The sequence below is a fragment of the Streptomyces sp. NPDC031265 genome (genome assembly GCF_055570295.1).
This window is the reverse complement of sequence record NZ_JBVIHM010000032.1, coordinates 1-13,640: the sequence shown is the minus strand read 5'-3', so window position 1 is coordinate 13,640 and position 13,640 is coordinate 1. Positions and strand designations below refer to the sequence as shown.

Here is a 13,640-nt window from a genome sequence, read left to right as displayed (position 1 = left end):
GCAGCCTTCGGCCGCGAGCCGAGCGCTCCCAACAAATACCAGCCCCGTACAAATACACCCCCTTACAAATACAGCCCCGCGTCCGCGCTCTCCCGGGGGTCCGGGACGCTCGGCGGTGTGGTGCCGCGGCGCAGGGCGAACAGCTCGGCCAGGGTGGCGCCCTCGCGACCGACGCCTTCCTCCGTGCCCAGCCACGTCACCGCCTCGCGGCGCGTCATCGGGCCCACTTCGATACGGGCCAGACAGCGGCCGGGGCGGACGACCGCGGGGTGCAGGCGCTCCAGGTCCTCGTTGGTGGTGACGCCGACCAGGACGTTGCGGCCCTGGCCCAGCAGGCCGTCCGTCAGGTTCAGCAGGCGCGACAGGGCCTGCCCCGCCGTGTGCTTGGCCTCGCCACGGATCAGTTCGTCGCAGTCCTCCAGCAACAGCAGCCGCCAGCGGCCCTTCGCCGAGCCGTCGTCCTCGCCGATCGCGATGTCCATGAGATAGCCGACGTCGTTGAAGAGGCGCTCCGGGTCCAGTACGCAGTCCACCTGGCACCAGTCGCGCCAGGACCGGGCGAGCGTGCGCAGCGCGGACGTCTTGCCGGTGCCCGGCGGGCCGTGGAGCAGCAGTAGCCGGCCCGCGATGTCGTCGGGGGTCACCTTCATCAGATGGTCCATCGCCTCGGCCACCGGTGCCGTGTAGTTGGGGCGGACCTCCTCCCACGTACCGGCCGCGATCTGGCGGGTGGTGCGGTGCGGGCCGCGGCGCGGCGAGACGTACCAGAAGCCCATCGTGACGTTCTCCGGCACCGGTTCCGGCTCGTCCTCCGCGCCCTCGGTGGCCTGCTTGAGCACCCTCTCGGCGAGGTCCTCGCTGGTCGCGGTCACCGTGACGTCCGCGCCCCGGTTCCAGCGGGAGACGAGCAGCGTCCAGCCGTCGCCCTCGGCGAGAGTGGCGCTGCGGTCGTCGTCGCGCGCCGCGCGCAGCACGGTCGCACCCGCGGGCAGCAGGCTGACGCCCTTCTTGACCCGGTCTATGGAGGAGCTGTGCGAGAAAGGCTGCTCGCCCGTGGCGAACCGGCCGAGGAACAGCGCGTCGACGACATCGGACGGGGAGTCGCTGTCGTCCACGTTCAGCCGGATCGGCAGCGTGGCTTCAGGGTTCGCGGACATGGCTTCCATGATCCGGCAACACGTCCCGCCGTGCACGGTGTTTTGTCCCGTTGAACCGGGGCGGGAACCGGAGGCGGGGGGCGGGACGTTCCATGAGTGTTCGGTTGAAAAACGCCCGAAAGGCAATCTCCGTCGATAGGCTGGATCGTGATGCGTCGTCATGTATGGGCTCCGGCCGCACTGCTCGGCCTGGTCGCGGCCGTGCTCGCGCTGGTCCTCGCCATGACGGGCCCCACGGGCGGCCCGTCCGAAGGCAAGTCCGGCGCCGGCGGCCCCACCGGCCCCGCCCGGGACGACCCCGAGCTCGGCTGGGGCTTCACCCACACCCAGTTCAGCGCGGACAGCGGCATCACCGAGGCCGTCGCGCGCGCCCGCAAGCTGCTTGCCGGGCAGTCCCTGCCGCAGGACCAGGCGATCATGGGCTGGGGGGCGGGCAACCCGGAGCCGTCGCCGGGTGAGTACGACTTCTCGGACCTCGACCGGCGCATCGCCTTCATCCGCTCCACGGGATCCGCCCCCGTGATCACGCTGTGCTGCGCGCCCGACTGGATGAAGGGCGGCAAGGCGGGCGCGGAACACACGGACTGGAGCCTCAAGTCCTTGGAGTCCGCGCCCCTTCCGTCGCACTACCAGGACTTCGCGGACCTCGCCGCGACGGTCGCCAGGCGCTACCCGGACGTGCGCCACTTCGTGGTGTGGAACGAGTTCAAGGGGTTCTTCGACGACACCAGCCAGCGCTGGAACTACGAGGGGTACACACAGCTGTACAACCTCGTCCACGACGAGCTGAAGAAGGTCAACGAGGGCAACCAGGTGGGCGGCCCCTATCTGGCCATGGACAGCTACGCTCCGGCGGACACCCAGTTCGCCTCCGAGCTCAAGGGGCCCTGGGGCTCGGTCGACCAGCGGGTGCTGGACGCCTTCACCTACTGGAACGCGCACAAGAAGGGCGCCGACTTCGTGGCCGTCGACGGCGCCGGGTTCACCCGCGACAACCAGGCGCTGCCCGACCCGTTCACCGCGCTCGACAAGTTCACCGACGTCGGCCACTGGCTGCGCGAGCACTCGGACGGACTGCCGCTGTGGTGGACGGAGTACTACACGGAGCCGGAGAACTCCGGCTGGAGCGAGCAGCGCCGGGTCGCCGCCCAGGCCGCCGCGATGATCGCCATCGTGCGGGGCGGGGCGACCACCGCGTTCTACTGGAGCCCGCAGCAGACCACCGCGCAGTGCCCCGGCTGTCTGTGGAAGCCGACCCAACTGGCCGACGGTGGAGAGGCGTTGCCGGTGTACGGACTGGTCTCCCGGTTCGCCAAGGAGTTCCCGCCCGGCACGCGGTACGAGAAGGTCGGGAGTGCCGTCGAGAGCACCGGTGACGACATATCGGGGATACGGGTGCTGGCGAGCGGCAAGTCCGTCCTCGTCGTCAACACCCTGGACCGCCCGGTTCAGGCCCGCGTCGACGGCCGGTCGGTTCCGCTGGCCGCCTACGAGGTGCGCTGGCTCGACCGCTGATCCGGGGCGTCCGGGGCGACGCCCGCGCCGGCTCCCGTGTCCGTCCCTGTCCCCGCCCGCAGCAACCCGTACAGCTTCACCGCCGCGATCAACGCGATCACCGCGAGGCTGGACACCTCGGCGATGCCCACTCCCGTCAGACCCATCGGCGGGAGCAGGGCCAGGGTCGAGCCGAGCACCAAGAGGCACAACGCGCCCTGGAGACAGGCGAGTCCGGCGGTGCGGCTGCGCGCGCGCAGCACCGCGAAGTACAGCTCGATCACCACCCTGAGGGCGGCCCCGGTCACCAGCAGGCGCAGCAGCGGCGTCGCGTGGTCCGCGTACGCCTGGCCGAAGACCCGCAGGACCAGCGGTGCGAGGACGAAGAGCACGGCACAGATCGGCACCACGACCTTGGCCATCCGGACCAGCGCGGCACGCGCGTTGCGGCCGAGGCGGTCGGGGTCGTGGGCACCCTCGACGGTCAGTGAGGCGCCCATGTTGATGGCGAGGAGTTCCACCGTGCCGCCGATGGTGGCGGTGATGTAGAAGTACGCGTTGTCGGACGGGCTCACCTGGGAGGCGACGATCACCGGCACCAGACAGACGACGGCGAGGGCGAAGAGCGAGCCCGTGCAGTCGCCCGCGAGGAAGCGGCCGAGCTCGCGGTAGCCGGGCGGCCGTGCGGTCGCGGCGGTCAGTTCCACATGGCGGGGCACGAGCCGCCGGAACACCAGCCAGCCCAGCGGCAGTACGGAGACCGCGATCGCCGCCACCCAGGAGACGAAGACGCCCGTGGTGGGCAGCGCGGTGGCGATCGCCACCAGGAGCAGGAGTTTCACCGTGGAGAAGGCGGTGTTGCCGACCGGCACCCAGAACGCGCTGCGCAGCCCGGTCAGCACCCCCTCCTGGAGGGTGAGGACCGCCCAGCCGACGACGGCGGCGACGAAGCCGAGGCCGTGCAGCGAGCCGTGCAGAAAACGGTAGGAAGAACCCCAGATGTTCAGCGTGAGGAGGAAGACCACGGCGGCCACGGCCACGACGACGGCGCTGGCCGCGTAGGTGCGGAACACCAGCCTGCCGGTGGCCGCGCCCGACACCGGGATGTACCGGGCCAGGGCGCCGGTCAGGGTGAGTGCGGTGATCCCGGCGAGGAACTTCATCGCCGCGATGGCCGCCGATCCCTGGCCGACGGCGTCCTCCGTGTAGTACCGCGCGGCCACCAGCCAGAAGCCGAGGCCGAGGACCGCGCTGATACCGGTGTTGACCATCAGGGCATAGGCGTTCCGGAAGAGCGGGGTGCCGTCACGTTTCTCCCGGGCATGCGTCCCGCGCCGCCGGGCCGCGGTCGTCTCGGCCACCGCCGCCGCTCACCCTCCGGCCAGTGCGCGCCCGGCCTGCCGTCCCCGGCGGACCATCGCGTACCCCTTGGTGAGGGCGCGGTCGCGCGCGAAGGTGCGGCCGATGGCGCGCCCCTCGACCAGCCGCTCGAACTCCTCGATACCGGTTCCGCGCCGTACGGTGACCCGCTCCAGGGCGTACGGGCCCTGGCGGCGCCGGGCGAGTGCGTTGCCGACCGCCAGAGCCTGGGCGAACCCGGCCGCGCGGACGGTCCGGCGCACCCGGCGGCTGGAGTAGCCGTACGGGTAGGCGAAGGAGGCGGGCCGGGTGCCGAGCTCCTCGGTGACGATCTCCTTGCAGCGCAGGGTCTCGAACCACAGCCGGTCGTCGGTGAGCTGGTCGAGTTGCGGGTGGGTGTGGCTGTGGCCGCCGATCTCCGTGCCGGCCGCGGCCAGTTCGCGCACCTGGTCCCAGTCGAGCATGGTGTCGAGGGCGCCGCCCTCCTCGTGCGCGCCGCGCAGCCAGCCGGTCGAGACGAAGAGGGTGGCGGCGAAGCCGTGTTTGGCGAGCACCGGCAGGGCGTGCCGGTGCACGCCCTCGTACCCGTCGTCGAAGGTGATCAGGACGGGGCGCCTCGGCAGGGCTCCCGCCGTACGCCACGCCTGCGCCAGCCCGGCCGTGGTGAGCGGGGTGAAGCCCCGGTCGGCCAGCACGTCCATCTGCTCGGCGAACGCGTCGGGGGGGACGGAGAGCCCGTAGGCCGCCTCGGCCGGGCGGTGGCCCACCGCGTGGTACATCAGGATCGGCACGGGCGCACTCACGCGGCCTCCTCCTCGTTCCCGGCTGACTTGTCCGCGCCCGGCTCGGCTCCGCCAGGTCTGCTCCGGTCCCGCTCGCGCCCGTCCCGCTCGGCCCCATCCGGTTCATCCGCCCGCATCCCGGCCTCCGCCGTCGCCGCGATCGGGGCGACCTCGAAGGCCGTCCCGCCCCGGCGGGCCCGCAGGCCGCCCAGCAGATAGCCGGCCGCGGCCGCCGCGACGCCCGCCACGATCGCGCCCGCGCGCCCCGCCCCGCCCGCCCGTCCGAGCACCGCGTCGCGCAGCCCCCGTACGACACCGGCCGGAAGCACCCTCGTCGTATAGCGGCGCTCCGACTCCAGCCCCTTGCCGGCTCCCACGCTTCGGGCGACCAGCGCTTTGGAGAGGCCCTCGGCGTACGTACGCGTGCGGAAGTAGCCGAACTGCTCGCGGGCGGGCGGGACGCGGTGGTGGATCACCGCGCGGTCGTCGATCAGGAGCACCGCGTCGGGCAGGGCCCGTGAGAGCCGGATGCATAGCTCCGTCTCCTCGCAGCCCAGCGGCCGTTTGTCGCCGTCGCGGCCGATGCCGGTGGCGAAGCCCCCGGCCGCGTCGAACGCCGTGCGCCGGAAGGAGGCGTTGCCGCCCAGCACGTTGCGGACCCGCACCCGGCCGGGCGGCAGGCCCCGGTACGTACAGCCCACCACCCAGTCGAACTCCTCGGGGAACCAGGCCGGCCGGCGTCCGCAGGCCCAGGCGGGCTCGGTGCGCCCGCCGACCGCCATCACCCGGGGGTCGGCGTACCCCTCGTGGAAGTGCCGCAGCCAGTCGCGCTCGGCCACGGCGTCGTCGTCCAGGAAGGCCACGAACGCACCCCGCGCCGCGGCGATCCCGGTGTTGCGGCCGGCCGAGAGGCCGCGGGGGCCCGCGTTGGCGAGCACCCGCACCTCCCCGTCCGCCGCGCACTCCTTGTACTCCCCGCCCAGCCGTTCGAGCAGCGCCGGGTTGTGGTCCACGACCAGCAGGGTCTCCAGGGCCGGCCGCGACTGGTGGCGCACCGAGGCGACCGCCGCGAGGATGTCCTCCCAGCGATCCTCGGTGTACACGCAGATCACCACGGAGAAGTCGCGGGTCTGACGGTCGGTCAAGATGCTTCTCCCCGCCTGACATTGAGGCCGGTCACCTGCGGCCGACGGTGGCTGCGGGGCACGGCCTTCTCCCTGAGGATCACCTTGAGCACCCGGATGCCGTCGCGCACGGCGCTGAGGTTGGAGACGCCGTGGATCCGGTTGTACTCGTGGCTGGGCACCTCCTGGACCCGCAGACCGGCCTTGACGATCCGGATGTTGATCAGGGTCTCTATCTCGAAGCCGCTGCAGTCGAGGACGATCTTGTCGAGGCAGTGCTTCCAGAAGGCGTTGTAGCCGTAGCAGAGGTCGGTGTAGCGGGCGCCGAACTTGCGGTTGACGATGGCGCACAGGGCCCAGTTGCCGAGCTTGCGGACGGGCGTCATGTCGTCGGTGCCGCCGCAGTTGGCGAAGCGGGAGCCCTTGGCGAAGTCGGCGCCGCCGACCAGGGCGGACACATAGCTGACGATCTCCTCGCCGTGGGCCGAGCCGTCCGCGTCGACCATCACGATGATGTCGCCGGTGCAGGCCGCGAATCCGCTGATGAGAGCGTCTCCCTTGCCCTTTCCGACCTGCTTGACGACCTTGACGTCGGGCCACAGTTCACGGGCGACCTGCACGGTGTCGTCGGTGGAATTCCCGTCGACCAGGACGACTTCGTGGATCCAGTCCGGAAGTGTCCTGAAGACGTACGGGAGGTTTTCCGCCTCGTTCATGGCGGGGATCACGACGCTGACCGGCGGCGCGATCGCGAGATTCGGCGAGACCGCGCGGTAGTGCGCGGAAAAGGCCGGTATTCGGGCGGCGGAGTCATCGGCCGTCGCGATCAACGCGGGGCCGTCCGCCTCCCGGCCCGGCAATTCGGCCGATGGATCTTGTTCCCGGCTGTCCGGGCGCACAAAAGAGCTCACGAGTCTCTGACCCTCTCGTCCGGTGGACCGCCCGCCCCCGGGCGGTCCGGAAGTGTGTCCGGTTACGAAAGGGGGGTTCTCACCCCGGTCATGACGGGCTGGCATTCCGCCATGAAGGTCTTGCATTCCGTGCCGTGTGGGTGAGCTGGCTTTGCTGGCCGCGCGGCCCGCGACCGGTCGACGACGCACGAAGACCGAGCACGGTACCCCCCTAGCGCGCCCCGCCCGGCACACCATCGCGACGCTTGAGCCCTCCCCTGGAGCCGCTTTGCATGATGGACCGATGCGGGTGGATGTAAGACGGTATTGATGATTGGGACTGTATGGCAAGACCTTGGAGCGTGGCCTCACGTTTTTGGGTTTTTGACCGTTCTCGACCGGTCGTTTGTGGAGTTATTTACTCCTGTTCCCGCCAGGAAAAGAAGAAAGCTGATCAAGGCGACCGTCATGATCTCGCCACGTACGGACCGGACATGGGCGACCGCCATGATTTCGGCGATCATCAGATCGATGAATACCGCCCCGGAGAACGACGCCACCGCGCGGGTGAGCGGTTCCAGTCGGCGCAAGGAGAAAAGCAGCGCCTCGGCGGGCGCGGCGATCAAGAAGAACAGCGCCAACGGGGCGCGCAGCGGCGAATCCAGCGGAAAGTACGCGAGTACGGCACCGGTTCCGGACACGGCGAGCGCGGCGCCGCTCGCGACCGCCGTCAGGTCCGCGTGAACCGATGGTCTGTCATGTCGCGGACCCCGTGGGGCCGATGTCGTCCAAGCCACTCTGATCCTCTGCGTGGGTGAGCGAGGTTTCAATGTGGCGCACCCCCGGGAGGCCGTCAAGGCAAGGGGCGTGCAGGTGAACTTCCGTGCAGTGAAGGTCAATTGACGGATGCTCAGGGTCAGAGGTTCCCCCGGTGGAGCGGATTTCTGAAAGTTCTTGGCATGTCCACTTCCGGTGATTCCTACTCGCTGGTACGACATCTGTGGCGGATACCCCGCACTAGGAGGCCCCCACATGAAGCTCTCCCGTATGACGGCCTATGCGTCGTCGATCTTCCTGGCCGCAGCCTTCGCCCTCACCGGGGCAGGCGTGGCCAACGCCGCTACCCAGGCCACAGGCACCGACTACGTGGCGCTCGGCGACTCCTACTCCTCAGGAGTGGGAACCGGTACGTACGACAGCTCCAGCGGCGCCTGCAAGCGCTCGCCCAAGGCCTACCCGTCCCTCTGGGCGGCGTCCCACGCCCCCGCCTCGTTCGCCTTCACCGCGTGTTCAGGCGCGGTCACCGACGATGTGACCGCCAAACAGCTCGGCCCGCTCAACTCCTCCACCGACCTCGTGTCCATCACCATCGGCGGCAATGACGCGGGCTTCGCCGACGTCATGACCACCTGCGTCCTGAACTCGCAGTCCACCTGCATCAACCGCATCAACCAGGCGCGCACCTACGCCGACACCGTCCTGCCCGGAAAGCTCGACTCCGTCTACAGCGCGATCAGAGCCAAGGCGCCGAACGCCCATGTCGTCGTCATCGGCTACCCGCACTTCTACAAGATCGGCGGCAGCTGCTTCGGCGGGCTGAGCGACACCTCGCGCGCGGCGATCAACGGCGCGGCGGACGAGCTGAACACCGTCACCGCCAAGCGCGCGGCCGACCACGGCTACACCTTCGCCTCGGTCGTCCCGCCCTACGTCAACCATGAGATCTGCTCCAGCAACTCCTGGCTGAACAGCCTCGTCTGGACCAACATCGGCGAGTCCTACCACCCCACCGCCGCCGGTCAGTCCGGCGCCTACCTGCCCACCTTCGCGGGCGTCGCCTGATCCCGGGCCGACGTCACTCAGCCGGCGGGTGAACCCGAGCCACCGCCCGCCGGCGCCGTGTTACGAGGAGGAGGCCCCGCCCGTCGGGGTCTTCTCCGTACAAGTGACCGCGTATGAAACGGAGTTGGAGTTCGCCGCGAACGGTGAGCGCACCTCCAGCTGCACCGCGTTGTGGACCGTTTTGCCGGCCTCGAACCCCGACTCGATGTGCTGCACCTGCCTGCTCCTGGCGTCACCGGACCCGAAGCTCAGCGTCTTCCAGCCCGGGTCGGACGACTCCCCGGCCGCCGTCACCCAGCGGTACTGGACGTCCACCGGCGTACGGCCCACGGTGAAGGTGGCGACCACGGCCGGAGCCGAGCCGTCCGGCGGCGGGCACGTTCCCTCGTAACTTCCGCGAACACTCTGGAGGTAGACCTTCACGGACTGGGCGGGCGCCGACGAGCTGCTCGCGCTGGAACTGGGGGTGCCGGTGGTGCCCGTGGTGGCGCTCGGGGCGCTGTGGCTCCTGGTGGCCGCGCTGCTGGTGTGCGGCGCGGAGTGCGAGACCGGGCCCGGCGCGGAGGGGGTGCCCGCGTTCTTGTCGCCTCCTCCGCCGTCTCCGCTGTGTGCCAGGGCCCACGCGAGGCCGCCCAGTGCGAGCAGCAGGATCAGGGCTCCGACCAACAGCACGGCGCCCGCCTGCCTCTGGCGGCCCGGCGAGGGCTCCGAGGTCCCCGGTCCGTACGCTCCCGGCGCCACCGGGACCGGCAGCGGCGGCGTCCGGCCGTGGCCCGGCGTCCCAGAAGTGGCCGTCGGCCCGTACGCCCCGGGGTGCGGCGGAGGAGCGTCCCGTACCTCACCACCGGCGCCCACCACGCGCAGCTGGTGCTCGGCCTCCTCCGGCGACAGCCGCTCGGCCGGGTCCTTGCGCAGCAGCCCCCCGATCACCGGGGCGAGCGCGCCCGCCCGGCGCGGCGGCGGCAGCTCCTCGTCGACCACGGCCCGCAGGGTGGAGAGCGGGGTCGCCTGGCGGAACGGCGAGCTGCCCTCGACCGCCGCGTACAGGAGCACTCCGAGCGACCACAGGTCCGACGCGGGTCCCGGTGTGCGCCCCAACGCCTGTTCGGGGGAGAGGAATTCGGGCGACCCGATCACCTCGCCCGTCAGGGTGAGCGTGGACGTGCCCACCACCATGGCGATCCCGAAGTCGGTGAGGACCACCCGGCCGTCGTTGGCGAGCAGCACGTTGGCGGGCTTCACATCGCGGTGCAGCACCCCGGCGTCGTGCGCGGCGCGCAGGGCCGCGACGATCTCGGCGCCGATGTGCCCGGCGCGCTGCGGGGACAGCGGCCCGTCCGCCTCCAGTACGTCGGAGAGCGAGAGTCCGCGCACCAGTTCCATCACGATCCAGGGGCGGCCGTCGTGGGTCGCCACGTCGTAGACCGTCACCACATTGCGGTGTGAGATCCGGGCCGCGGCCCACGCCTCCCGCTCCAGGCGTGCGTACAGCCGTTGTTCGTCGGGGGAATCCAGCCCGGCCGGCGCCCGGACCTCCTTGACCGCGACCTCGCGCCCCAGCACCTCGTCGCGCGCCCGCCACACTTCGCCCATGCCGCCGCGGCCGAGCGGGGACAGCAGTCGGTAGCGGCCCCCGATCACGCGCTCTTCACTGCCCGGCACTTCGCTCACTGGCGGGCCTCCTCGGCGAGGGCGCGACCACAACGGCGGATCCTCTCCACGTTAGCTCAGGTCAGCGCGGTAGCGTCCCCTTGGACGCGTTGTTCAACTCGCCCTGGAATCAGGCGTATTCGGAGAGTAATCGGCGCCTCGTGTCAACCCCTCCCTGGGAGAGGTGAATCCCACCGCCGGGATACACGAGTGTGTTGCGAGGGCGATAGGGTTACCCTGCCCGGGGCCGGGTGCCCTCGTATGGGTGGGGAGTGACATGGAACAGATAACAGTGCGCAGCAGGGCGCGAGTACCTGCCATCACCTGCGGGAGCAGTGCGACCAGCTCGCGGCTCGACCGCCACCTCTCGGTGCTGGGCGGCCCCGCCGTCCCGCTGCGGGAGTCGGCGGAGGCGACCTTGCTGATGCGTGAACTGACCTCGCGTGACGCCGCGCACAGCCGGAGGAGCAAGAGCGCCCGCGTCTCGCTCTTCGCCCCGCTGCGGCGCCTTCGCCGCTCGCTCTTCGGTAGCCGCGGCTGAAGCCACGACAGCTCACGATCAGTGACTTCCCCGAGAAACCGGCGTCCCGGGGAACCGATGTCCTGAGAAATCATTGACTCCCTGATCCACACTCAGGCGATCACGCCGTCCCGGCGCAGCGCTGCTGTCAGCTCCTCTGTCATCCCCAGGGCTCGCAGCAGCGCTTCGGTGTGCTCGCCCAGCGCCGGCACCGCACCCATCCTCGGCTCGGCGCCGCCCGGCAGAACGACCGGCGGCAGCAGCGCGCGCAGCGGCCCCGTCGGCGAGTCCACCTCCCGCAGTGGGGTCTCCCCTGCTCATTCAGAGGTTGGGGAAGGTCGCGCGCCGCGAGCTGCGGATGCGCGGCGACCTCCATGACCGTGTTGAGCCGCGCGCACGCGATGCCCGCGGTCTCCAGGCGCGCGATCGCCTCGGCGGCGGTCATCCCGGCCAGCGCCTCACCGACCGCCTTGTCCGTCTCCGCCCGGTGCGCGGTCCGTGCGGTGTTGGTCGCGTACGCCGGTTCTTCGGCCAACTCCGGTCGCTCCAGGACCTGTTCGGTCAGCCTCCGCCACTCGCGGTCGTTCTGTACGGAGAGCAGCACCTGGCCGTCCGCCGTCGCATAGGCGTTGTACGGGGCGATGACGGCGTGCGCGACCCCCGTGCGCGCCGGTTCCGTTCCCCCGTGCATCACATGGTGCAGGGGATGCCCCAGCCACTCCGCCAGCGACTCCAGCATCGAGATCTCCACCGGGCCGCCCCGGCCGGTCGTACCCCGGCGCAGCAGCGCCGCGAGGACGCCCGAGTAGGCGTACATGGCGGCGGCGATGTCGGCGGCCGGGATCCCCGCCTTCACGGGCTGCTCCGGCGTCCCCGTCACGGAGACCAGACCGGCCTCGCACTGGACGAGCATGTCGTACGCCCGCTTGTGCGCGTACGGCCCGTCGGCCCCGTACCCCGATATGTCGACCGCGACCAGCCGGGGGTGGGCGGCGCAGAGCGTGGCTGCGTCCAGGCCCATTCTCGCCGCGGCCCCGTGCGCCAGGTTCTGCACAAACACATCGGCCCCGGCGATCAGCCGCCGCAGGACGTCGAGCCCGCGCGGGTCCTTCAGATCGAGGGCGATCGACTCCTTGCCCCGGTTGCACCAGACGAAGTGCGAGGCGAGGCCACGGGCGGCGGTGTCGTAGTGCCGGGCGAAGTCGCCGCCGTCCGGCCGCTCGACCTTGATCACCCGGGCGCCGAGATCGGCGAGCTGACGGGTGGCGAACGGGGCGGAGACGGCCTGTTCCACGGCTACGACCGTGATCCCGTCGAGGGGGAGGGGCTGCGGAGTGCTTATGGGGCCGTGCTTATCGTGGCCGGACCGCTTTTGTCACGGGTCTGCTTTTGGATCAGAGGAGGGCCAGCTGGCCGTCCGGGCCCTCTTCATGATGGTCGAGTACGGAGGCGGGGCGGCGGACCGCCGATGGTACGGGCAGGACACGCGCCTCGACGAGCCGGTCCCGGGCGAGACGGGGCCCGTCGGCCAGCTCCCGCTGCCGCGGCCGCAGTTCGTCGAGCAGGGCCAGCACGGTGATGAGCTCAAGGAGCTCGGAGGTCCACTCCTGCGGCCAGGAGGCGGGCCGGACGGCCTCCAGGGTGCCGGGCTCGCCGCTCTCGGTCCGCTGCTCGAACCACAGCCCCAGTACGCGTACGCCGCTCACCTCGAACTCCCAGGCGCCCGGCGGGACGGGGGAGATCCGGCCCTCGCCGAGGTACAGGCTCTCGTCCTCCGGGTCGTACCGCAGGGTGTCCGGCCGGGCCGGGATCGCGGCCCGTACGTACGGCCGCCGTCCGCCGGGCAGCCGGGGCTTCTCACCACCGCGCGCCCCGCGCACGGTCAGTTCGACGATCCGGTGCCCCAGCCCGACGCCCCGCTCCCAGAGCAGCGGGTCGGAGGTGAGCGGCAGCACGCACCCGGCGGGCGAGTGCTGCGCGGCCGCCACGACCCAGGCGAGCAGGTCCTCGGGGGTGACTTCGTGTCCGTACGCCTTGCCGAGGAAGGGGAGCAGGCCGGGGGTGAGGTTGGGTTCTGTGGCGCCCGGGCGGCGGTAGAGGGGGCGGATGCGGCCCGGGCGGCCTGCGAGGGAGCGGCCGTCCGGGAGCAGGGCGGAGACGGTGAGGGCGGGGCCGGTGGCCTTCGGCAGATACCCCTGCTCCACGACGAACACCTGCCGCTCGTCGGCGACGCGCCACAGCTCCGGGCGGGCGGCGTCCAGGAGGCGGTGATCGGGTATCAGCCACTGCTGGTCGAAGGGGCCGTGGGTGAAGCGGAGGGGGGTGGGGCAGGGGCCGGATTCCAGGGCCAGGGGGGCGGTGCTGGTGGGGCGGAGAGGGAGGGCGGGGACGCGGGTGTGGAGGGTGCGGGTGCGGGTGGGGCGGAAGAGGTGTTCGCGGGTGGTGCTGTCTGCTTGGACGAGGGCGTTCCAGCGGGTTCTGAGCGTGCGGTCGTCGGGGGCGGTGACCCAGGTTCGCCCCGGGCGTAGGGGCGCCACGGACCACGGCATCAGGTCGTCGAGCGGCTGCAGGTCGTCACTCACGGGGGGCAATGCTAGGCGTCCAACGGGTGGTTGTGCCCCCACCCCGCCCGTTCCCTCAAGCCCTGGGCGGGCGGCCGGGTGGGGGGTTGAGGTTCGCTTCCCGGGAGCGCTGCCCCCGGACCCCCTCGGTTCGTCTGCGGGTTCGGTGGGGGCTGGTCGCGCAGTTCCCCGCGCCCCTAAATGCAGGCAGAAGGGGGCGCGGCCACGTTTCAGCCCTCCGGCGTTTGAGGAGCGGGGGGC

10 protein-coding genes and 2 pseudogenes are annotated in these 13,640 nt (G+C 71.2%); 3 read left to right on the top strand and 9 right to left on the bottom strand.

Translation table 11 applies throughout. The annotated features are described in order from the left end of the window. Positions 1-62: 62 nt before the first annotated feature. On the bottom strand, positions 63-1,157 hold the full coding sequence (locus tag ACZ499_RS33700; RefSeq protein WP_468411975.1) for a DUF5925 domain-containing protein: 1,095 nt from the start codon (positions 1,155-1,157) through the stop codon (positions 63-65). Positions 1,158-1,307: 150 nt separating this feature from the next. Between ACZ499_RS33700 and ACZ499_RS33695 the strand changes: the two genes are divergently transcribed. Continuing rightward, on the top strand, positions 1,308-2,672 hold the full coding sequence (locus tag ACZ499_RS33695) for a GH39 family glycosyl hydrolase (RefSeq protein WP_468680158.1): 1,365 nt from the start codon (positions 1,308-1,310) through the stop codon (positions 2,670-2,672). A gap of 53 nt (positions 2,673-2,725) precedes the next feature. Here the strand turns inward: ACZ499_RS33695 and ACZ499_RS33690 are convergent. The 5 genes and pseudogenes from ACZ499_RS33690 to ACZ499_RS33670 form a co-directional block, all read right to left on the bottom strand. After that, positions 2,726-3,922, bottom strand: a pseudogene (locus ACZ499_RS33690) (lipopolysaccharide biosynthesis protein); the annotation flags it as partial. Between the two features lie 99 nt (positions 3,923-4,021). Then, positions 4,022-4,789 (bottom strand): polysaccharide deacetylase family protein, encoded by a 768-nt coding sequence (locus ACZ499_RS33685; RefSeq protein WP_468680249.1) that lies wholly within the window; start codon positions 4,787-4,789, stop codon positions 4,022-4,024. A gap of 20 nt (positions 4,790-4,809) precedes the next feature. Next, a complete protein-coding gene (locus ACZ499_RS33680; protein WP_468680156.1) occupies positions 4,810-5,937 on the bottom strand; it encodes a glycosyltransferase family 2 protein in 1,128 nt (375 codons plus the stop codon). Further along, positions 5,934-6,827 (bottom strand): glycosyltransferase family 2 protein, encoded by an 894-nt coding sequence (locus tag ACZ499_RS33675; RefSeq protein ID WP_468680154.1) that lies wholly within the window; start codon positions 6,825-6,827, stop codon positions 5,934-5,936. The genes ACZ499_RS33680 and ACZ499_RS33675 overlap by 4 nt, the downstream gene beginning before the upstream one ends. Before the next feature lie 347 nt (positions 6,828-7,174). Continuing rightward, positions 7,175-7,507 carry a hypothetical protein gene (locus tag ACZ499_RS33670; protein ID WP_468680152.1) on the bottom strand — a complete coding sequence of 111 codons (333 nt, stop codon included), beginning with the start codon at positions 7,505-7,507 and terminating at the stop codon, positions 7,175-7,177. Between the two features lie 331 nt (positions 7,508-7,838). Between ACZ499_RS33670 and ACZ499_RS33665 the strand changes: the two genes are divergently transcribed. Further along, complete coding sequence (locus ACZ499_RS33665; protein WP_468680151.1) at positions 7,839-8,648, top strand: SGNH/GDSL hydrolase family protein; 810 nt, start codon at positions 7,839-7,841, stop codon at positions 8,646-8,648. 60 nt (positions 8,649-8,708) lie between these two features. Here the strand turns inward: ACZ499_RS33665 and ACZ499_RS33660 are convergent, their stop codons facing one another. Then, complete coding sequence (locus ACZ499_RS33660) at positions 8,709-10,319, bottom strand: serine/threonine-protein kinase (RefSeq protein WP_468680149.1); 1,611 nt, start codon at positions 10,317-10,319, stop codon at positions 8,709-8,711. Positions 10,320-10,575: 256 nt separating this feature from the next. On the opposite strand from ACZ499_RS33660, the gene ACZ499_RS33655 reads away from it, so the two are divergent. After that, complete coding sequence (locus ACZ499_RS33655; RefSeq protein WP_361375170.1) at positions 10,576-10,839, top strand: hypothetical protein; 264 nt, start codon at positions 10,576-10,578, stop codon at positions 10,837-10,839. A 92-nt stretch (positions 10,840-10,931) separates the two neighbouring features. Here ACZ499_RS33655 and ACZ499_RS33650 read toward each other — a convergent pair. Next, positions 10,932-12,160, bottom strand: a pseudogene (locus ACZ499_RS33650) (CaiB/BaiF CoA transferase family protein). A 52-nt stretch (positions 12,161-12,212) separates the two neighbouring features. Then, on the bottom strand, positions 12,213-13,367 hold the full coding sequence (locus ACZ499_RS33645) for a type ISP restriction/modification enzyme (protein ID WP_468680247.1): 1,155 nt from the start codon (positions 13,365-13,367) through the stop codon (positions 12,213-12,215). Positions 13,368-13,640: the final 273 nt, after the last annotated feature.

Excerpts from the sequence above, each read along its gene's own strand:
- ACZ499_RS33665 (WP_468680151.1), top strand. The coding sequence starts at position 7,839 with ATGAAGCTCTCCCGTATGACGGCCTATGCGTCGTCGATCTTCCTGGCC.
- ACZ499_RS33700 (WP_468411975.1), bottom strand. The coding sequence starts at position 1,157 with ATGTCCGCGAACCCTGAAGCCACGCTGCCGATCCGGCTGAACGTGGAC.
- ACZ499_RS33645 (WP_468680247.1), bottom strand. The coding sequence starts at position 13,367 with ATGCCGTGGTCCGTGGCGCCCCTACGCCCGGGGCGAACCTGGGTCACC.
- ACZ499_RS33655 (WP_361375170.1), top strand. The coding sequence starts at position 10,576 with ATGGAACAGATAACAGTGCGCAGCAGGGCGCGAGTACCTGCCATCACC.
- ACZ499_RS33685 (WP_468680249.1), bottom strand. The coding sequence starts at position 4,789 with ATGTACCACGCGGTGGGCCACCGCCCGGCCGAGGCGGCCTACGGGCTC.
- ACZ499_RS33695 (WP_468680158.1), top strand. The coding sequence starts at position 1,308 with ATGCGTCGTCATGTATGGGCTCCGGCCGCACTGCTCGGCCTGGTCGCG.